General features: G+C 68.3%; 17 protein-coding genes and 1 tRNA gene. 12 read left to right on the top strand and 6 right to left on the bottom strand.

Going from position 1 to position 20143, the window contains the following annotated elements; genetic code table 11:
- The first annotated feature begins 44 nt into the window (after window positions 1–44).
- The 4 genes from manA (at window position 45) to LKO27_RS00905 (ending at window position 3102) form a co-directional block, all read left to right on the top strand.
- Entirely contained in the window at window positions 45–1220 is a 1176-nt protein-coding gene (gene manA / locus LKO27_RS00920) for a mannose-6-phosphate isomerase, class I (RefSeq protein WP_227735027.1), read from the top strand.
- 56 nt (window positions 1221–1276) lie between these two features.
- A tRNA-Thr gene (locus LKO27_RS00915) sits at window positions 1277–1352 on the top strand.
- 209 nt (window positions 1353–1561) lie between these two features.
- Window positions 1562–2707 carry a S1 family peptidase gene (locus LKO27_RS00910; protein ID WP_227735026.1) on the top strand — a complete coding sequence of 382 codons (1146 nt, stop codon included), beginning with the start codon at window positions 1562–1564 and terminating at the stop codon, window positions 2705–2707.
- A complete protein-coding gene (locus tag LKO27_RS00905; protein WP_227735025.1) occupies window positions 2707–3102 on the top strand; it encodes a hypothetical protein in 396 nt (131 codons plus the stop codon). The genes LKO27_RS00910 and LKO27_RS00905 overlap by 1 nt, the downstream gene beginning before the upstream one ends.
- A 229-nt stretch (window positions 3103–3331) precedes the next feature.
- On the opposite strand, the gene LKO27_RS00900 is transcribed toward LKO27_RS00905, so the two are convergent.
- Window positions 3332–4987 carry an AarF/UbiB family protein gene (locus LKO27_RS00900; RefSeq protein WP_227735024.1) on the bottom strand — a complete coding sequence of 552 codons (1656 nt, stop codon included), beginning with the start codon at window positions 4985–4987 and terminating at the stop codon, window positions 3332–3334.
- Between the two features lie 51 nt (window positions 4988–5038).
- On the opposite strand from LKO27_RS00900, the gene LKO27_RS00895 reads away from it, so the two are divergent.
- Window positions 5039–5647 carry a bifunctional 2-polyprenyl-6-hydroxyphenol methylase/3-demethylubiquinol 3-O-methyltransferase UbiG gene (locus tag LKO27_RS00895; protein ID WP_227735023.1) on the top strand — a complete coding sequence of 203 codons (609 nt, stop codon included), beginning with the start codon at window positions 5039–5041 and terminating at the stop codon, window positions 5645–5647.
- A 3-nt stretch (window positions 5648–5650) separates the two neighbouring features.
- Here the strand turns inward: LKO27_RS00895 and LKO27_RS00890 are convergent, their stop codons facing one another.
- Window positions 5651–6451, bottom strand: a complete 801-nt coding sequence (locus LKO27_RS00890) for a DedA family protein (RefSeq protein WP_227735022.1) — start codon at window positions 6449–6451, stop codon at window positions 5651–5653.
- Window positions 6452–6606: 155 nt separating this feature from the next.
- Between LKO27_RS00890 and LKO27_RS00885 the strand changes: the two genes are divergently transcribed.
- The 5 genes from LKO27_RS00885 to rlmB all read left to right on the top strand — a co-directional run bounded on the left by LKO27_RS00885 (window position 6607) and on the right by rlmB (window position 12827).
- Entirely contained in the window at window positions 6607–7704 is a 1098-nt protein-coding gene (locus LKO27_RS00885) for an ABC transporter ATP-binding protein (protein WP_227735021.1), read from the top strand.
- A gap of 149 nt (window positions 7705–7853) precedes the next feature.
- Window positions 7854–9011: a PLP-dependent aspartate aminotransferase family protein gene (locus tag LKO27_RS00880; RefSeq protein WP_227735020.1), complete on the top strand. Its 1158-nt coding sequence runs from the start codon at window positions 7854–7856 to the stop codon at window positions 9009–9011.
- A 22-nt stretch (window positions 9012–9033) separates the two neighbouring features.
- A complete protein-coding gene (locus LKO27_RS00875; RefSeq protein WP_227735019.1) occupies window positions 9034–10422 on the top strand; it encodes a DUF4032 domain-containing protein in 1389 nt (462 codons plus the stop codon).
- 9 nt (window positions 10423–10431) lie between these two features.
- A complete protein-coding gene (cysS, locus tag LKO27_RS00870) occupies window positions 10432–11877 on the top strand; it encodes a cysteine--tRNA ligase (protein ID WP_227735018.1) in 1446 nt (481 codons plus the stop codon).
- Complete coding sequence (gene rlmB / locus LKO27_RS00865) at window positions 11877–12827, top strand: 23S rRNA (guanosine(2251)-2'-O)-methyltransferase RlmB (protein WP_227735017.1); 951 nt, start codon at window positions 11877–11879, stop codon at window positions 12825–12827. Before cysS ends, rlmB begins: the two co-directional genes overlap by 1 nt.
- Before the next feature lie 381 nt (window positions 12828–13208).
- Here rlmB and LKO27_RS00860 read toward each other — a convergent pair whose 3' ends face one another.
- Window positions 13209–14351, bottom strand: a complete 1143-nt coding sequence (locus LKO27_RS00860) for a hypothetical protein (RefSeq protein WP_227735016.1) — start codon at window positions 14349–14351, stop codon at window positions 13209–13211.
- Between the two features lie 128 nt (window positions 14352–14479).
- Here LKO27_RS00860 and LKO27_RS00855 point away from each other — a divergent pair, with 128 nt between their 5' ends.
- Complete coding sequence (locus LKO27_RS00855) at window positions 14480–15904, top strand: glycine hydroxymethyltransferase (RefSeq protein ID WP_227737177.1); 1425 nt, start codon at window positions 14480–14482, stop codon at window positions 15902–15904.
- A gap of 56 nt (window positions 15905–15960) precedes the next feature.
- Here the strand turns inward: LKO27_RS00855 and LKO27_RS00850 are convergent, their stop codons facing one another.
- Complete coding sequence (locus tag LKO27_RS00850) at window positions 15961–17667, bottom strand: DUF2207 domain-containing protein (protein ID WP_227735015.1); 1707 nt, start codon at window positions 17665–17667, stop codon at window positions 15961–15963.
- 117 nt (window positions 17668–17784) lie between these two features.
- On the opposite strand from LKO27_RS00850, the gene LKO27_RS15450 reads away from it, so the two are divergent.
- The gene (locus LKO27_RS15450; protein ID WP_227735014.1) at window positions 17785–18966 is read left to right on the top strand and encodes a neutral zinc metallopeptidase; all 1182 of its coding nucleotides are present in this window, start codon (window positions 17785–17787) and stop codon (window positions 18964–18966) included.
- On the opposite strand, the gene ispF is transcribed toward LKO27_RS15450, so the two are convergent.
- Both ispF and ispD read right to left on the bottom strand, forming a co-directional pair.
- Window positions 18952–19449: a 2-C-methyl-D-erythritol 2,4-cyclodiphosphate synthase gene (ispF, locus tag LKO27_RS00840; protein WP_227735013.1), complete on the bottom strand. Its 498-nt coding sequence runs from the start codon at window positions 19447–19449 to the stop codon at window positions 18952–18954. The two genes, LKO27_RS15450 and ispF, sit on opposite strands and share 15 nt — an antisense overlap.
- Window positions 19446–20141, bottom strand: a complete 696-nt coding sequence (gene ispD / locus LKO27_RS00835; RefSeq protein WP_227735012.1) for a 2-C-methyl-D-erythritol 4-phosphate cytidylyltransferase — start codon at window positions 20139–20141, stop codon at window positions 19446–19448. The genes ispF and ispD overlap by 4 nt, the downstream gene beginning before the upstream one ends.
- Window positions 20142–20143: the final 2 nt, after the last annotated feature.

The raw sequence follows: 20143 nt of genomic DNA, 5'->3' as shown, positions 1-20143 counted from the left end.
TGTGAGCTTGCCCACCTGTCATGCGACAGGGTTGACTGGGCAGCATGTTCAGACTCGGAGGGATCGAGCAGCGCTATGCCTGGGGGACGGTCGACGTCATCCCGGCCCTGCTGGGGCGTGAACCCGACGGCGAGCCCATCGCCGAGTACTGGTACGGCGCCCACCCCCTCGGCGACTCCCCCATCGACGGCGACGGCACGCTCTCCACGAAGGTCGCCCAACACACCGAACTCCTCGGCGAGGCGACGGCGAGCGCCTTCGGTGGCCGCCTCCCGTACCTGGTCAAGTTCCTCTCGGCCGCATCGCCCTTGAGCCTCCAGGCACATCCCTCCCGGCCCCAGGCCGTGCAGGGCTACGCGCGAGAGTCCCTGCTCGGGATCCCCACGAACGCTCCGGAGCGGTCCTTCCGGGACGACTGGCCCAAGCCGGAGACCATCATCGCCCTGACCCCTTTCGAGGGCCTGCTCGGGTTCCGGCCACCGAAGGTCTCAGCGCAGTTGTTCGAGGCGCTGGGCGTCGGCGACAAACTGGCATCGGTGATCGGCCCCCTGCGAGACCGGGCCACCACCCCTGCCCTCCAGGAGGTGTTCCTCGACGTCCTCTCCCTCGGGGAACGGCGGCACCTGGTCGACGAGGTGCTCGCCGCCGCCGTCCGCCTCCTTGACGCCCCCGGCGAACTGGGCGTGTTCGCCCAGACCGCCGTCGAGCTGGACGAGCACTTCCCGGGAGACCCCGGCATCCTCGCCGCCCTCCTGCTCAACAGGTTCAGGCTCGAACCGGGCCAGGCGGTCAGCCTCGAGGCGGGCATCATGCACGCCTACCTCAAGGGCACCGGCGTGGAGGTGATGGCCAACTCCGACAACGTCCTGCGCGGCGGACTGACCCGCAAGCACATCGACGTGGACGCGCTTCTGCACGTCGTCAAGTTCGAGCCGACGCCGGTGAAGATCCTCACCGCGGAGGGCTCCGACGGCCTGTACCTGTTCCCCTCCGCGGTCGAGGAGTTCGAGGTGTGGATGGTGCAGCCCGTTGGCCCATCGGTCGAGATCCCGCGAGCCGATTCGGGGCGCATCCTGTTGGTGTCCGAGGGTTCCTTCACCCTCCACGGCGACGGCGAGCCCCTGCACCTGAGGCGCGGTCAGGCGGTCTTCGCCCCCGCCGGGGAACAGGTCATGGCGAGCGGGCAGGGCCAGCTGTTCGCCGTCGCGTCCGGGGTCTGAGCGCGGGCTTTGTCGAAGCGGGCCTGAGTTCGGCACAATGGACGACGCTGCACCGCGCCTCCGTAGCTCAGCGGCCAGAGCGCTCGCCTTGTAAGCGAGTGGTCGAGGGTTCGACTCCCTCCGGAGGCTCCACCGTTCTCAGGACTTCTTCCCGTGTTGCTGCTTCGCGGCCCAGCGGTCGGTGATGAAGATCCAGGCCACCATGGCCAGCGCGCTCACCGCCGCGACGAGGAAGAACACCACGGCAAGTGCCGGATAGCCGAACGGGGACTGTCCGCTCAGGCTAGGCGCGTTCTACGGATAACCATACTGCCATAGGCTGGCTGTGCCAGACTGGCTGCATGATCTCTCGTCGCCTATGCGCGTGCGTAGCGCTCATATGCAGCTCCTTGCTCACAACGCTACTGCTCGTCAACCCCGCTAACGCTGACGACGAGGAGGGCGAGCCGGTTGGTCTTGACGCGTTGGCCTATGCACAGTTCCGCGATTTGTCTGTGACAGAAGCTAAAGAGCACCTTCGACTTCAGGGATCAGCCGAATCCACTGCCTTGGCCCTCGAACAGAACGCTTCTTTTACTGCCTTCTGGATCGACACCTCCGGCAGCTGGCAGTTCATCGTCGGGGTTCGTGACGCTGATGCCTGGCCCGCCATCCAGTCGTCGTTGCCCGCTGAGCTCCAGGAGCACTCATCCATGGTTTTACAGGAGCACTCAGACGAGGAACTGGCTACCTACGCCGCCGAACTCCAGGAAGCCGCAACTGAGGCTGGGCTGGAGGCAAGTGCCTCCGTCGATGCGACTAGAGAGACAGTTCGGCTGACCATCGCCACTGCGGCGAATGATGCCGAGCTCCGAACTCTTCAAGCATCTCAAGAGGCGCTGGGGGAGGCGATCGAGGTGGAGGTAGTCGTGAATCCAGACGGCATTCCGAAACCAGCGCTGCTCTACGGAGGAATCGACGCGGCGACCTGCACTATGGGTTTCAGCGTGACCAACGGAGCGGTCCGTGGATTGACAACCGCGGCTCATTGCCCAGAACCCGCTGCCGTTTGGGGGCTGAGTCTTCCCATGATGAAGGCTTGGTTCGACGCATCACATGACATCCAGTGGCACGCAGGAATTCAGAATTACACGAACCTGATGTATGACGGCGAGGGAACCGACCCCACTCGCCGGATTACCGCCCAAATCAGTCGGTATAACTTGGTAATCAACGGCACTTACTGCAAGCGCGGAAAAACCACCGGATATAGTTGCGGCTCCTTGACTTCAAAGACAGAGCCTCGCCCGCCGTATGTGCCTGCCGGCACCTCCAATACATGGCTGGCAATCGATGGCGGCTCCTGCAGTCCTGGAGACAGTGGCGGGCCGATTTTCATCGGAAGTTCTGCCGCTGGCTTTCTCTCGGGATGTGCGGGCACCCGCGTCATCGGCATGTCCTTGGATGGCCTCAGTGGAACTGGGCTGACGATCCTCAAGGTCCCGTAATGAAGCGTCTACACCAACCAGCGTTGGCTGTTGTGATTCTCGTTAGCAGCGGCTGCTCCGCGCAAACCGAGGTCAGCGACGACGGGTTCGTGGTAATTGCCGAACCACAGCCGACGATCATGGCGGCCGAGGTCAAAGGAACCCTCAGCATGGATGAGAAGGGATGCCTTTTCGTCGGGGAATACTTCACCATCTGGCCCGCGGGCACAGTGCGAACCGATAATGGTGTCAGTTTGGACAACACCATGATAGCCATGGGCGACCAGGTAACAGGCGGCGGCGGTTTCTTGTCCCGTGCCGACGCGGCAGCCTTGGTAAGTGGCGACTCGGTACAAGACCTCGAGAATTGCGCCGCAGACGGTGACACCGTTGCTGTGCTGGAAGTAATCAACTGACCCCACGCTCGTCGCAACGGTCGGGCTGGCTCGAACGCACTGTTCACAGAGGGACGCCAACCCATCCTGGGTAGGTCTGGACTGGGTCGGCCTTCTTTGCCGGGACCAAGTTGGGGATGGCGACGGACTGGACACGTTTCATGGCTCATCCCAACGCAGGGACTGAATTCGGCTGTCGTTGACCAGATAGGGGTCGAGGGTTCGACTCCCTCCGGAGGCTCCACCGTTCTCAGGACTTCTTCCCGTGTTGCTGCTTCGCGGCCCTGCGGTCGGTGATGAAGATCCAGGCCACCATTGCCAGCGCGCTCACCGCCGCGACGAGGAAGAACACCACGGCAAGTGCCGGATAGCCGAACAGCGTGGGGCCGACCTCGATCCCCATCATGAGCGCGGCCGAGATGGTCACGGCCGCCAGCAGGATGCCCATGGTGAGCCGGCTCACCAGCCGATGCCCCACCGCGAGCAGCCGGTCCTCGTCGATGGCGTCGATCCGCAACCGCAGCGCCCCGGCCGCCAGGTCGTCGAGGATGCGGTTGGCTCGGCGAGGCAGTTCCGCGATGAACTCCTTGGATTCCAGCGCGGTCTGGGCGACCCCTCCGGGCGATACCGAGAACTCCGATCCCATCACGGCCACGAGGTTGTCCCGGATGGCCGAGGACGGGTCGAACTTCGGGTCCAGGTGCGCGACGGCCCGGTCCAGGTTCAGCAGCGCCTTCGCCACCAGGGTCATCTCAGCCGGCGGGCGCAGGCCGTGCATGCCCGAGATCCGTGCGAGGTCGACGAGGATCGTGCCCGCCTGGAGGTTGGGGCCCAGCGTGAGGGTGCCGCTGACCAGGTGCGCCACCTCGGTGGTGAAGCCCTCCTCGTCGAAGTCGTCGCGAGGATGGCCCATGTCGGCGAGGATCTCGGCGACGTGGGCGCCGTCACCCTCGCTGATGCTGATCAGCACTCGCACGAGTTGGCTTCGGATCCGGCGCGGCACGTGCGCCACCATCCCGAGGTCGATGATCCCGAGGCGACCGTCGGGCGTGACCAGGAGGTTGCCGGGGTGCGGGTCGGCGTGCAGCAGGCCCTCGTGGAGGAGGGTGTGCAGCATGAAACGGAACAGCGCCTCCGCCAGTGCCGGTCCGTCGATGTCGAGGAGTCCCAGCGGCCCGAGGTCGGTGATCTTGCGACCCTCGATGGCTGTCATGGTGAGTACCCGCGACGTCGAGAGCTGCGGCAGCGGCTCCGGCACCAGCAGCAGCTCCTCGTCGGCGGCCAGTTCACCGAACCGCTGCAACTGGGCCGATTCCTTGCGGTAGTCCAGTTCGTCGGCGATGGCGCGCGAGAACTGCGCCAGGAGGCGCCGGACGCCAATGCGGTCCCCCATCGAGGTCTTGTCGTCCAGCAGCCCGGCGACCTTCTCCAGGACCGCGATGTCGTCGCGGACCAGTTCGCGGACGCCCGGCCGCTGGACCTTGACCACGACGTCGCGGCCCGTGACGGTCCGGGCGCGGTGGGTCTGGGCCAGCGACGCGGCAGCCATGGGGACGTCGTCGAACTCGGCGAACACGTCGCGGATCCGGACCCCGAGTTCGGCCTCGACCACGCCGCGGATCTCCTCGACGTCGACGGGTTCCACATCGTCCTGCAGCCGCTCGAGCGCCGCGGTGTAGGCGGCCGGAAGCATGTCGTGCCGGGTGGAGAGCAGCTGCCCCAGCTTGACGTAGGTGGCGCCCATCGACTCCAGGTCGGCCGCCAGCTTGACCGGCCCGTCACCGGCAAAGGGCTCGTCCAGGCCTTCCTCCACCCCGAACCGGTCGGTGTCGATGCTGAGCGCACCCGCCCCTGCCAGTCGAGCCAACAGCTTGACGATGTCGGTAACCCGCGTGGTCACATCCACAAGTTCCTCCTGGTCGGTTGGCCGCGAGTCTAGTGGGCAAGAATGGGGGTCATGAGTCCAGAACAAGGCAAGTGGTCCCGCATGATCGCCGTCGACCCCGACCATTCGCACCGATACATCCAACGGTTCAAGCAGATGGCCCAGGCCGGCCACGACCTGGTGGGCGAGGCCCGCACGGTGCACGCGATGGTCGCGCCGAACTCGCGGATCCTCGACGCCGGGTGCGGCCCCGGACGTCACGGTGGGCACCTGCATGCACTCGGGCACCGCGTGGTGGGGGTCGACGTCGACCCGGTGCTGATCGCGGCGGCGGAGCAGGACTACCCCGGCCCCGCCTGGGTGGTCCAGGACCTCACAGAGCTGGATCTGCCGTCGCTCGGGATCGAGGCCGGATTCGACGCCATCCTGTGCGCCGGCAACGTCGTCGGTTTCCTGGCGGAGAGCACCCGCGTGGACGTGCTGGGCCGGCTGGGCGAACACCTGGCCCCCGACGGCCGCGCGATCATCGGCTTCGGGGCGGGGCGCGGATACGAGTTCGCGGACTTCTTCGACGACGTCGCCGCGGCCGGCATGGAGGTGCAACTCAGGCTGTCCACCTGGGACCTGCGACCGTTCACGCCGGAGAGCAACTTCCTGGTGGCCATCTGCGGCCGCGCCTGAGCCTCAGGCCTTGGCCGCGGGTTCGGCGGCCTTGTCCTTGCGACTCTTGAGCATCGCCCCCACGACGATGACCACGACCAGGCCGATCGCCACGTAGCCGGCGATCCGGGCGTACCAGTCGAGGATGGCGACGACGGGTTCCCCCAGCCGCCAGCCCAGCCAGAAGAAGAGGCCGAGCCACACCGTCGACGCGATGTAGTCGTAGACCAGGAACCGCTTCAGGCTCATGCCTGCCGCGCCGGAGAGGACGAACACCACCTGCATCAGCGGTAGCGGGATCGGGATGTAGGCGATGAAGAAGCCCAGCGGCCCGAGCTTCTCCGCCCAGCGCTCGGCCCGGGCGTAGTTCCTGCTCGCGCGCTTGCTGCGCCCCGCCCAGACCTCGATCATCCCGCGGCCCCAGAGTTTGCCGGCCCACCAGTAGATCCAGTCGAACTTGAGACTGAGGACGGAGGCCACGACCAGCACGATCGGCCAGTGGTCCATCTCGCCGATCGAGGCGATCGCACCGCTGGCCGCGACGGCGGTCCTGCCCCCGGTGATCATCGCCAGGATGTCCGGCGCCGCGGCCATGAGCCAGGCGCGCGTGGGGATGAGGATCAGGCTGAACACCCCGACGACACCGAACCAGGCGAGGCAGGCGATGTCGGCACGCCCGGGCTTGGAGTTCCAGGGCATCCCCGGGTCCTCCCACCATTCCTTCTCGGCCGCTTCGCCGCCGTCGGCCCGCCCCGGCAGAGCGTCGTCGCCCGTGGCCGGATCGACGGTTGAACTGACCTCTGGGTGCTCCGACTCGTGCGTCACGCGTCGATGGTACGCGTGAAATGTCTCAAAACGATCACGTTCCGTGACCTGCGCTTACTTCGCCACTAGGGGACATGTACAGTTCCGAGCGGAAGAACCGCTTCCTCCACTACGGATCGTCGGGCACGTACCTGCCCGTGGAAAGGAATTGTGGCATGGCCACTGTCAGCTATCGCGAGGCTTCTCGCATCTACCCCGGCACCGACCGCCCCGCGGTCAACAAGCTCGACCTCGAGATCGAGGACGGCGAGTTCATGGTGCTGGTCGGCCCTTCGGGCTGCGGCAAGTCGACCTCCCTGCGCATGCTCGCAGGTCTCGAAGAGGTCAACTCCGGCAACATCTTCATCGGTGATCGCGACGTCACCGACCTTCCTCCGAAGGACCGGGACATCGCAATGGTGTTCCAGAACTACGCGTTGTACCCGCACATGACCGTCGCGGACAACATGGGCTTCGCGCTCAAGATGCAGAACGTGCCCAAGGCCGAGCGCCAGAAGCGCGTCCAGGAGGCAGCCCACCTGCTGGGCCTCGAGGACTTCCTCAACCGCAAGCCGAAGGCACTCTCCGGTGGTCAGCGCCAGCGCGTCGCCATGGGCCGCGCCATCGTCCGCCAGCCGCAGGTGTTCCTCATGGACGAGCCGCTGTCGAACCTCGACGCCAAGCTCCGCGTCTCCACCCGCACGCAGATCGCCGCCCTCCAGCGTCGTCTTGGCGTCACCACCGTCTACGTCACCCACGACCAGGTCGAGGCCATGACGATGGGTGACCGCGTCGCGGTCCTCAAGGACGGCATCCTGCAGCAGGTCGATACCCCGCTGGCCCTGTACGACACCCCGCGCAACCTGTTCGTGGCAGGCTTCATCGGCTCGCCCGCCATGAACCTGATGTCCGCCCAGGTCGTCGAGGGTGGCGCCCGCATCGGCGACTACACCCTCCCGATCCCCCGCGAGACCCTCGCGAAGGCCGCCGGCGAGGACACGCTGACGCTCGGTATCCGTCCCGAGGCGTTCGACATCTCCACCACCGGTGAGGGCATCGCCCTCGACATCGCCGTGGTCGAGGAACTGGGTGCTGACTCCTACCTCTACGGCACCATCGCCGGCCTGTCCGAGGACGAGCTCGTCAACGCCCAGCAGATCGTCGCCCGCGTCGGCGCCCGCACCGCTCCGCAGAAGGGCGAGGTCGTCCGCCTCGTCGCCAACCCGGACCAGGTGCACGTCTTCAGCAACGTGTCCGAGGATCGCATCAGCTGATCATCGGTCTCAGGAGGGGCCCCGGCTTGCGCCGGGGCCCTTTCTGTTCCCTGCAGCTCACTGGCGGGGCCGCCGCCCGGGCGATGGAACGACTTGCCCAGTGCGCGGCCGCCGGGGCTAGAGTGTCGGCTCGGAACCTAGGAGGATGCATGGCGGAGCTCGGACGCTGGACCAGGGCAGCCAGGGCCGGGATGGCCCGTGACACCGGCCACGGCGCCGTCGTGCCACCGATCCACCTGTCCAGCAACTACGTCTTCAGTTCCCCGGACGCCCCCGGGGACTACGACTACTCCCGCTCGGGCAACCCCACGCGGGACCTGCTCAACGACGCGCTCGCCGACCTGGAGGGCGGCGCCGGAGCCACCACCGTCGCGACGGGGATGGCCGCGGTGACACTGGTCGTTGAGGCCCTGGTGCCCGTCGGCGGCAGGGTGGTCCTCGCCCACGACGCCTACGGGGGCACCTGGCGGCTGTTCACGATGCTGGCCGCCGCGGGCCGCCTGGAGGCGGACTTCGTCAACCTGACCGACGGCGCCGTCGCGGCCGAGGCCCTCTCCCGCCCCTGCCACCTGGTGTGGGTCGAGACGCCGTCCAACCCGCTGCTGCGCATCACCGACATCGCGGCCACCGCCGCCCTGGCGCAGGCCGCGGGCGCGCTGGTCGCCGTCGACAACACCTTCTGCTCACCCCTGCTGCAACAGCCCCTGGAACTGGGCGCTGACTTCGTCATCCACTCAACCACCAAGTTCATCAACGGCCACTCCGACGTCGTGGGCGGGGTCGCCGTCGCCCGCACGGCCGAGCACCACGAACTGCTGCGGCTGTGGGCCAACGCGCTCGGGCTCACCGGGAGCCCTTTCGACGCGTACCTCACCCTGCGCGGCCTGCGGACCCTCGACGCCCGCCTGCGCGTGCACCGGGAGAACGCGGAGGCGCTGGTGGCGGTCTTCGACGCCCACGCTGGGGTCTCCGCGGTCCACTACCCCGGCCTGACGTCGCACCCGGACCACGACCTGGCCACCCGCCAGATGAGCGGACCGGGCTCCATCGTGACCGTCGAACTCGCCGGTGGGCGCCCCGCCGTCGACCGTTTCCTCGACGGCCTGCAGATCTTCCATCTCGCCGAATCGCTGGGCGGCGTGGAGTCGCTGGTCTGCCATCCCATGACCATGACGCACGCCTCGATGACGCCCGAGGCGCACGCCGCCGCCGGCATCACCGAGGGCCTGCTGCGGCTCAGTGTCGGGGTCGAGGGGCGCGAGGACCTCGTCGCGGTGACCACCGAGGCGCTGGCACGGCTGGACTGACGAACGCCACTAGACTGGCCGGGTGCCACGATTCCTAGCCGCGAAACCGGACGCCGATCTCATTCGGCTGCCGTGGAACGTGCCGCTCGAAGCCTGGCCGGCGGCGCACCTGGTGGCGCTCCCCCGCGGCATCTCGAGGCATGTGGTGCGGTTCATCGAGGTGGGCGACGAGATCCTCGCCGCCAAGGAGATCCTCGAGGAAGTGGCGGTGCATGAATACCGCCAGCTCACCGAACTGCGCAGGCTGGACGTGCCCGCCGTCGAGCCAGTCGGCGTGGTGCTGGGACGAGCCGACGCCGAAGGCACCCCGCTCGACCCCATCCTGCTGACCCGCCATCTCCCGTTCTCCCTGCCGTACCGGGCCCTGTTCTACTCGGGCGTGAAGCTGGACACCGTCAACCGGCTGCTGGACGCCATGGTAGTGTTGTTCGCCCGCCTCCACCTGACCGGGTTCTACTGGGGCGACGTCTCGCTGTCCAACATCCTGTTCCGCCGCGACGCGGGCGAGTTCGCGGCCTACCTGGTGGACGCGGAGACCGGCGAACTCCACCAGCAACTGACCAACGGCCAGCGCGCGCACGACCTGCAGATCGCCACCACCAACCTGTTCGGCGAGTTCAGTGACCTCGAGGCCGGCGGCATGCTGGATCCGTCCCTGGATCCCCAGTGGCTCGTGGAGACCATCGTCGACCGGTACCACTCCCTGTGGGCAGAGCTCACCGGCGCCGAGGAGTTCTCCGGCTCCGAGCTCTACCGCCTCGAGGGACGCGTGCGGCGCCTGAACGCGCTCGGTTTCGACGTGGCCGAGATCGACGTCAGCACCTCCGCCGACGGCAGCACCATCCGCATGCAACCCAAGGTGGTGGAGGCCGGTCACCATTCCCGGCGCCTGATGCGGCTCACCGGCCTCGACGCCGAGGAACACCAGGCCCGGCGGCTACTCAACGACGTGGACACCTTCCGCGCCAAGCTGCCCGGCAACAAGAGTGAGAGTGTGGCCGCGCACCAGTGGCTCATGGAGGTCTTCGAGCCGGCCATCGCACGGATCCCGCCCGACCTCGAGGGCAAGCGGGACCCGGCCCAGTTCTTCCACGAACTCCTGGACTACCGCTGGTACCAGTCGCAGCGCGAGAACCGCGAGGTCAGCATCGTCGATGCCGCCTCCGGCTACGTCGCCGACGTGCTGCGGACGCTCCCCGACGAGCACATGAGCGACGTGATGCCGGTCGGCCAGGAACTGCACAACAAGTACGACCCGTCGCAGGGCTTCATCGACGACGACGAGACGCCCCCCTACGACCCATGGGAGGACGGCGCAGCAGACCCGTCGCTGACCGTCTCCGCGGGCTTCGACATCGAGGCGCTGCGCGAGCGGGAGCGCGAGAAGGCCCGTCGGCGGCAGTCCGGATAGACTCACCACGTGAGTCTCCGGTTGTATGACACCGCGCAGCGTCAGGTGCGCCCCTTCGTTCCCCTCGTCGACGGCGAGGTGTCGATCTACCACTGCGGTCTCACAGTGCAGTCCTCCCCACACCTTGGACACATCCGCAAGGAGGTCGTCTTCGACGTCCTGCGCCGGTGGCTGGAGCGCAAGGGCCTTGAGGTCACCGTCGTCGCCAACGTCACCGACATCGACGACAAGATCCTCAACAAGTCCGCGGAGCAGGGCGTCGAGTGGTGGGCCCACGCCTACCGGTTCGAGCGTGAACTCCACGACGCCTACGCCGCTCTGGGCTGCAAGCCGCCCACCTACGAACCCCGCGCCACCGGCCACATCACGGAGATGGTGGAACTGGTCGAGACGCTGCTCGCGGCCGGCCACGCCTACGTCGCCGACGACGGTTCGGGGGACGTCTACTTCGACGTGCGCTCCTGGTCCCGCTACGGAGAACTGTCCGGGCAGAAGCTCGACGAGATGGCCCCGGCCGAGGACGCGGATCCTCGCGGCAAACGCGACCCCCGCGACTTCGCCCTCTGGAAGGGTCACAAGGTCTCCGAGCCCCTGACCGCGTCCTGGCCGGCGCCCTGGGGGCGTGGTCGCCCGGGATGGCATCTGGAGTGCTCCGCGATGGCCGGCAAGTACCTGGGCGACAGCTTCGACATCCACGGTGGCGGCATCGACCTCAGGTTCCCCCACCACGAGAACGAGCTGGCGCAGTCGGCTGCGGCTGGCCGTGGTTTCGCCCGCTACTGGATGCACAACGCCTGGGTGACCATGGCCGGGGAGAAGATGAGCAAGTCGCTGGGCAACACCGCCCAGGTCTCCGAGGTCACCGGCACCCACAACCCCCGCGCCGTCCGGTACTACCTCGCCGCACCCCACTACCGTTCGACCATCGAGTTCTCCCCCCACGACGCCGAGACCGCCGGGTCCCTGGCGGAGGCGGAGAAGGCCATCGAACGGATCGATTCCTTCCTGTTGCGGGCGGCCGAACTGGTCGGCGAGGCCCAGGTGTCGCCCGAGCCGTCGACGCCGCACTGGACCAGCTTCACCGAGGCCATGGACGACGACCTCGGCACCCCCGGCGCCGTCGCAGCACTGTTCGACGCGATCCGCGCCGGCAACCAGGCCATCACGGCCGGCGACGCCGACGCGGTCGTGACCCACCTCGTCGCGATCACCGCGATGCTCGACGTCCTGGGCCTCAACCCCGCCGCCCCCGAGTGGGCCACCCAACAGACCGCCACCAGCGATCTGGTGCCCGTGGTCGACGGGCTCGTCGCGCACGTCCTGGAGCAGCGCAACGCCGCCCGGGCTGCCAAGGACTGGGCCACGGCCGACGCCATCCGAGACACCCTCACCGCGGTGGGACTCTCAATCACCGACACCCCCAGCGGTCCGCGCTGGAGTCTGGAGAAGCACTGATGCCCGGAAACTCGTCGCGTCGCGGAGCCACCTCGAAGGGCAAGGGCAGGACTGCCGGTTCGGGTGGGCGCATCCGTCGCTCCCTCGCCGGCAGGGGCCCCACCCCCAAGGCGGAGGACCGCGTCTACCACAAGGCACACAAGGCCAAGCAGGCCGCCGCCAAGCGGGAACCCGCGAAGCAGCGCACCACCCGCAGCGCCGTCGGTGCCGACTGGGTGGTGGGCCGCAACCCCGTCCTCGAGGCGCTCCAGGCCGGCATGCCGGTGAAGCAGGCCCTGGTCGCCGAGGGCGCCGAACGCGACGACCGCCTGCGCGACATCCTGAAGTTCACCGCCGAGCACTCCATGCCCCTGCTGCAGGTGACCCGCGCCGAGCTCGATCGGGTGACCGGCAACCTGGTGCACCAGGGCGTGGCGCTGCAGTTGCCCGCCTTCGAGTACGCAGACCCCGAGGACGTGTTCGCCGACGCGCTGGCCGCCGACGCCGCCGGCCTCGTCGTCGCGCTCGACGGCGTCACCGACCCCCGCAACCTCGGTGCCATCATCCGCTCGGCAGCCGCCTTCGGAGCACAGGGCGTCGTGATTCCGTCGCGTCGGTCCGCCTCCATGACGGCCGCTGCCTGGAAGACCTCAGCGGGAGCGGCGGCCCGCATACCCGTCGCCATGGCCACCAACCTCAACCGCGCTCTCGAGCAGGCCTCGAAGATGGGCATGACCATCGTGGGACTCGCCGGTGAGAGCGAAGTGCCGATGTCGGGGATCCCCGGCGTCGACGGTCCGGTGCTGGTGGTGGTCGGCTCCGAGGGCGAGGGCCTCTCCCGCCTGGTCCGCGAGCACTGCGACGTCCTCGTCTCCATCCCCATCGCGAGCGCCGTGGAGTCGCTGAATGCCTCGGTGGCGGCGTCGGTGGCACTGTACGAGATCAGCCAGCAGCGGTCACAGCTCTCCTGACTCTGTTTGCGGCCGCTTTTGGTGGGTGTTCGGGTCGGGTGTTCGGGTCGGGTCGGGTGGTCGGGTCGGGTCGGGTGGTCGGGTCGGGTCGGGTGTTCGGGTCGGGTCGGGGACGAGTCCGGGCGCCGTTGTTGGCAGCCGCTGGTTAGCATCCGTTGGGTGGTTCTCGGGTTTCAAGCCTTTTACGCGCCCGGCCTCGTCCCCGACCCGACCCCTGCAGATCCCCCCAGCCTTTTTGCGCGCCCGGCCTCGTCCCGACCCGACCCCTGCAGTCCAACCGGTTAGCCGACCCGGCGCAAGCGTGGCGCAACCGGGTCGGCAGTCGGACCCGCATGTTCCACGCTTCCCAACCGGCGGGCGAGCCGGAACAGCCTGTCGAAGTCAGGCGCGGGGGGTGTAAGCCAGGGAGAACTCCAGCGGCACCGCTTCCGTGGTGAACTGCGCCGGCATGTTCTGGTAGTCGGTGTAGTCCACCTCGATAGGGCCGACGGCGTTGAAGCTGAACTGTGCGGTCGCGTCGCGCCCGGTGACCGCCCAGGTCACGATCAGGTCCACCTGCTGCCGGGCGAGGGCGTCGGTGGTCACCGTTGCCGGATGCACAGCCGGGTGGAACTCCCCGGCTTCGTCCTGGTAGAGGAACGACGCCGGCACGTCCAGGTTGACCTGCGGAAACACCTTCCCGGTCGGCACCTGGACGCGCACGTTCATCGGTACCGCCAGCCATTGGTGACCCTCCGGAGCCCAGCCCAGGTTCGGGGTCCAGGGCAGCAGCCCACTGAGCGTGTCCGGCTGCAGTCCGACGGCGAGTTCGCCTGTCTCCGCGTCAAAGCCCGCGGTCGGCATCGTCGTGAAGCCCCGCTTGAACACCCCGTTCTCCGGGGCGCAGGAGATGTCCCATCGATCCCGGAAGCCGGTGTTGGCGCGCCAGGCGTCGTCGACGGTGGGCAGACCGGTGCGCAGGTCGACGCTGACCGTCTTGCCCTCGTCGGTGACCTGAAGGGTGATCGGCTCCCCCTCGACCACGCTGAAGACGAACATCTCCCACTCCCGCAGGTAGGACCCCGATGGAGGATTGAACTTGTCGAACAGATTCGGCAACTCGATCACGCTGTCACCCAGCAGCAGGCGGCTGGTCACCACATGCTCTGTGGTCTCGATGTAGCCGGGGACACCGCCCCTGAGGGTGAACGCCGCCAGCTCGTGGCCGTCGGATGCCTTGAGGGGCGCGGTCTCACCCACCTGCGCGGCCGTCTCGAGGGACAGGCGCTCGCCGGTGAACCACGCCTGCAACGTCGCATCCAGGTGGGGCGTGGCGATCCGCTGAACGCCCCGGCTGCCCTCGGGCAGGTTCTTGGGGGCGCCGTCGCGGGAACGGAGGAAGTACTGGGAGTCGACGACCTTGGCCGGGTCTACGCTCGCGGTGGGCGAGGGGCTCGGGCTGGGGGGTTGGAAACTGACCGGCTCGAACGCGCAGCCCGACACCGTCGCCGCAGCCACTCCCAGCAGGGCGGCCCGTCTGCTCACAATCTGACCCACGAGTGGCAAGGGTAGACGATGACGGAGCCAGTCGCCGTGGTCGCCGGTCCGTGCCCGGGTGGACATCGTCCTAGACTGATGCCAGACCACCCCGAAGGAGCAACGTGACAGACACCATGGGCCTCAGCGCGGCCTACCAGACCCTGCTCAGCACGATCGAAGCCGTGGAACCGCGTATCGCGGCCGCCACCCGCGCCGAACTCGCCGACCAGCGAGGTTCGCTGAAGCTCATCGCCTCGGAGAACTACGCCAGCCTCCCTGTGCTGGCCACCATGGGCACCTGGCTCAGTGACAAGTACGCCGAGGGCACCGTCGGTCACCGCTTCTACGCCGGATGCCAGAACGTCGACACCGTCGAGTCCGTCGCCGCCGAGCACGCCCGGGAACTGTTCGGGGCGGAGTACGCCTACGTCCAGCCGCACTCCGGCATCGACGCGAACCTGACCGCCTACTGGGCCATCCTGGCCCACCATGTGGAACTTCCCGCACTGGAGGAGTTCGGCGTCAAGAACGTCTCACAGCTCTCGGAGACGGACTGGGAGACGCTGCGCCACCGCTTTGGTGAGCAGCGCCTGCTGGGCATGAGCCTCGACGCCGGTGGCCACCTCACCCACGGCTTCCGCCCGAACGTCTCCGGCAAGATGTTCCACCAGGCCTCCTACGGCACGGACCCCGAGACCCAGCTGCTGGACTACGACGCCCTGCGCGAGCAAGCCCGGGAGTTCAAGCCGCTGATCCTCGTGGCCGGCTACTCCGCCTACCCCCGCCGCGTGAACTTCGCCAGGATGCGCGAGATCGCCGACGAGGTGGGCGCGGTCCTGATGGTGGACATGGCCCACTTCGCCGGGCTGGTGGCAGGCAAGGTCTTCACCGGCGAGGAGGACCCGATCCCCTACGCACACGTCGTGACGACCACCACCCACAAGTCGCTGCGCGGCCCGCGCGGCGGCATGGTGCTGGCCACACAGGAGTACGCTGCCGACGTCGACCGCGGCTGCCCCCTGGTCCTCGGCGGCCCGCTCAGCCACGTCATGGCCGCCAAGGCCGTCGCGCTGGCGGAGGCCCGCACCGCTGAGTTCCAGACCTACGCCCACAACGTCGCCGACAACGCCAAGGCACTGGCCGAGGGCCTGCTCACGCGGGGCGGCAAGCTCGTCACCGGAGGCACCGACAACCACATCGTGCTCCTGGACGTGACCGGTTACGACCTGACCGGACGCCAGGCGGAGTCCGCGCTGCTGGACGCCGGCATCGTGACCAACCGCAACGCCATCCCGAACGACCCGAACGGAGCCTGGTACACCAGCGGCGTCCGCCTGGGTACGCCCGCCCTCACTTCGCGGGGGTTCACCACCTCCGACATGGACGCCGTGGCGCAGCTGATCCACGAGGTACTGTCCTCGGCGACGCCCACCCCCACCAAGGAGGGCAAGCCGGGCAAGGCCAAGTACGTGCTCGCCACCGACGTCGCGGCCAACAGCCGCAACGTGGCCGACGGCCTCCTCCAGGCCCACCCCCTGTACCCCGGCTTCGAGATCTGAGGCCCGGAACACAAGAGGCGCCGACCGGGGATTCCCGGTCGGCGCCTCTTGTCTGCTCAGCGGGCGAAGAGCTCGCCCTGCACCGTGTGGATGAACTGCGTCAGAGAGGCCGGCAGGTCCTTGAGGTGCCAGGTGGCGGGAGCGTGGTACCAGGAGATCGCTGCCGGGTCGGGCGTCGCATCGTTGTCGGCCCGGACTATGGCGTCCAGCCAGCGCTCCTTGCCGCCCAGCACGACGGCGTAGGGAAGCAGCCGGGAGATCTCGGGCAGTTCCCGGCCAGCGGGCATGTTGTCGGTGGGGTGAGTGGCCAGCAGCGAGGAGAGCGCACCGAGGCCGCTGACCAGCTTCGCGCCCTTCTTCGTGCGGCGCGGCATGCGGTCGCCCACCCACACCAGCCCCAGCGCCAGCACCACCAGGACGAGGCCCAGTAGCCCGAAGTTGGTGAAGGCCACAAGGAGGCCCGCCACGACGGCTGCAACAATGACCCCGATGATCCCGATCCGACGCCAGTTGCTGCGGGTGGAGTCCGGGCGCGACTCGAACCAGCCGCGCGCGACCACCTCGTCGTACAGGGAGTCCTGCACGTCCCCGATCACCGGGGTCAGAGTCGCGGGCAGCTTCGAGACCAGCGTCTCCCCGCCCACGGGAGCGATGGCGTCTAGGATCTGGGTCTCGTACCTGGCCAGCTCGTCGCCGCCGGTCTCCGTGCGCGTGAGCTTCCAGTCGAGCAATCCGTGCTGGTCATGCGGAAGTTCGGTGATCAGCAGGTGCCCGCGCACGGCGAGGTCCAGCAGTGTGGCGGTGACGTCGACCGGGTCGACACGCTCGTCGGCCACCGTGCCGACGTGGCCGGGACGGACACCTTCGTGGATCTCGAAGACGGACTCACCCTCCCCCACTGGCCGGAAGGAGGCCACCGGGATGAACTGGTCGTCGTGGTGCAGGTCGGTCCCGCTTCGACGATGCAGTAGATAGAGAGCCAGGGCGCCGAGCGCCAGCGCCCCGAGAGCCGTGAGGACGGTGAGCGGCGTGATGGCGAACGCGCGGTCCATGCTCCAGTCCTCGCGCACCACGTCGGTGGCGGCGACGGCGCCGCTCGAGACGCCGACGGTGATGGTCACCTGTTCCCCGACTCCCCGATCGAAGCTCTGGAAGATGGGCATGGGGGCGTCGTGGGTACCCGCGGCGTAGAGCTCACACTTGACGACGGCACCGGGCGGGCCAGCCAGGCAGTCGATGAGCTCGGGGATGGCACCCACCCTGATGGTCCCGCTGACCTCCGCCACCCCGACGTTGAGGCCCTGGAGCGCGCGCCAGGTGAAGAGGGTCAGCTCGCCCGTGGCTCCCTGCTCGGTGCGGGTGGCGCCGGAGACCTCGTAGGAGATGGTCACGGGCTGGTCAGCGGCTTCCGAGGTGTCCAGCGCGATGACGAGGTAGTCGCCGTCCCGGGTCACTTCCGCGTTGGCCTCGGCACCGCCGACGCTGGCGGTGACGTCGGAGACCTCATAGGCGAAGCTGCTGCTGTCATCGATCGGGGATTCGAGCGCGATGCGCTGGACCAGCTCGTCGGGCGCTTCGGAGAAGGTGATGGTCTCTGTCGCCTTCAGGATGCCGTCGGCACCCAGTTCGCCCTCGAAGACGTAGGTGTCGGCCGTCGGACCGTCGGCGTGTGCGGTGGCCGCCCCGAGCAGGCCCACCATGACGGTCAGCCACACGATGGAGAGCAGGCGCTGGCCGCGCCGCACCGATGAGGTATTCAACAAGGTCCGGCTCCTATTGGCTTGAGAGTCTCGGGGAGGACGCTATCGCAAACCCCGGATCAACACGAAGGCAATCCAGCGGGGCAGCCCCTGCCCGCGGTTGCCGTTACCCTGATGCTCGTGACGCTACCCCGCAACCCCTATTCGCAGCCTTCCGGCCCGCAGTTCGGCAACCCGTACGGCCCGGGGTCGACGCGCTCGAGCTTCGGCGGCTGGGGCGGGCAGGGGCACCCCTTCGGATCCCAAGGGTTCGGCCAGTCGTACCCGCCCTCCGTCCAGCTCGGACCTCAGGCGGGCGGCCCCTACGGCCCAGGCGGATTCGGCCCGTCCGGCCAGTTCCCCCCGCCGCGGCCGCCGCGGAAGTCAGGACCGCCGGCTGCGCTCGTCGCCACCGTCGTCATCGCGGGCGTGGTGCTCGCCGGAATGCTGGTTTACGCCTTCCTTCCCCGCGGTGGACCGGATCAGGTTGGCCCGCGCTACCTCAACGAGGACTACGAGGTCCCCGCCGTGACATCCTCACCACCAGACCTCGAGATCCCGACCACGGAAGAGGAACTGGTGGCGCTGCTCGAGGACAACCCGGTCTACCAGGAGACCATGGCCGTGCCGGTGCGCTGCGACCTTGCCCTCGAGGATGAACCCCTGGGATTGTCCGACGACGAGCTCGAAGCTCGCATGGGTGAGTTCGTCGGCTGCCTCACGAGGGCCTGGGGACCGCTGCTGGAGGAGGCCGGCTTCGTCGCGTACCAGCCCCGGCTGACCGTCTACCCCGCCGGCGGCACGGTACAGACCCAGTGCGGCACAGCCGAATCCATGAACGCCTTCTTCTGTGGCGGTGACCAGAACCTTTACCTGGCCCCGGACATCGCTCGGGTGCTGCCCCCCGAGACGGCGTCGGCGCGCGTGCTCTACGAACTGATCATTGCCCACGAGTACGGCCATGCGATGCAGGGCCGGATCGGGGTCTTCGCGTCTTCGAAGATCGTGGAGGTGCAGGCCCCAGAGGACATCGCCCTGGAGTTCAGCCGACGGGTGGAACTGCAGGCGGACTGCTTCGCGGGCACGGGCATGCTGAGCCTCGCCGAATCGCTACAGCTCACGGACGCGGACGTGGAGGACCTGTCCGCGATCTCCTTCGACATCGGCGACGACGTCCTGAGGGAGCGCTTCGGGGGCGATCCGACAGAAGTGGGCAACCACGGCACCGGTGACAACCGCGTGCTGTGGGTGGAGCGGGGACTCAGTGACCCGGCGATGGCGACGTGCAACACCTGGACCGTTCCGTCGTCAGAGGTTGAGTAGCGGCACTTCCTGGCTGGTACGCAGGGAGGCGACGGCGATCGCGGCCAGTCCCTCTCCGCGGCCGGTGAGGCCGAGGCCGTCGGTGGTGGTGGCGGAGACGCTCACGGGTGCGCCCAGCGCCCGGCTGAGTTCGGACACCGCCTCGTCCCGGCGCGGGCCCAAGCGCGGACGGTTGCCGATCACCTGCACCGCCACGTTGTCTATCTCGTAGCCCGCCGCGCGCACGCGTCGCGCCGTCTCCGCCAGGAAGGCCACACCACTCGCGCCCGCCCATTCGGGCTCCGCGGTGCCGTAGTTGCTGCCCAGGTCACCCAGCCCCGCTGCCCCCAGAAGCGCATCGCAGGCGGCGTGGGCCGCGACGTCGCCGTCGGAATGGCCGCTCAGGCCGGCCGGCTCGTCCGGGAAGTGGAGCCCTGCGAGCCACATGGGCACGCCCTCGGCGAACTGGTGGACATCGGTCCCGATCCCGACGCGGTTGCTCATTGTGACCTTCCCGCCAGGATCGCCCTGGCAAGCACCATGTCCACCGGCTCAGTGATCTTCATGGCATCCCGGTGACCGGGGACGATGGTGACGCTCGCCCCGATGGCCTCGGCCGCGGCGGCGTCGTCGGTGACCTCGAGGTCTGCGCGCACGAGATGCCGGTGGGCTGCCAGGAGCGTGGCCAGCGGGAATCCCTGCGGCGTCTGCACCGCGCGCAGCGTGGCCCGGTCCACCACCCGCGACCCTTCGCTGGTCAACTCGCGGATGGAGTCCACGACGGCGACGGCCGGGATCACCGCGTCAGCTCCTCCCGCGACGGCGCGGGCGACGTCGGCGACCACGGCTGCGGGGACCAGCGGACGGGCGGCATCGTGCACGAGGACCACGGCGTCGGCGAACTCCTCCGAGAGGGCCTCGGCCCCGAGCCGGACTGAGTCCTGCCGGCGGAGACCGCCGACCACCAGACGCACCGGCAGTGGCGGGGCTGAGAGAATCTCGGCGAACTCTTGGCTGTGGGTGACGGGTACGGTGACGACGGCGCGACTGACCCCTCCGTCGGCGAGTGCTCGGAGACAGCGTTCGATGAGCGTCACGCCGTCGAGTTCCACGAGGGCCTTGGGAACTTCGGCACCCAACCGCGAACCAGAACCGGCCGCCACCACGATGGCGACGACCGGTTGAGTGTTGTTCAACT

Source organism: Tessaracoccus sp. OS52 (assembly GCF_020687685.1).
In the GTDB taxonomy this organism is placed as follows: Bacteria; Actinomycetota; Actinomycetes; order Propionibacteriales; family Propionibacteriaceae; genus Arachnia.
Note: the sequence above shows the minus strand (reverse complement) of the source record. Positions and strands in the feature narration are given on the sequence as shown.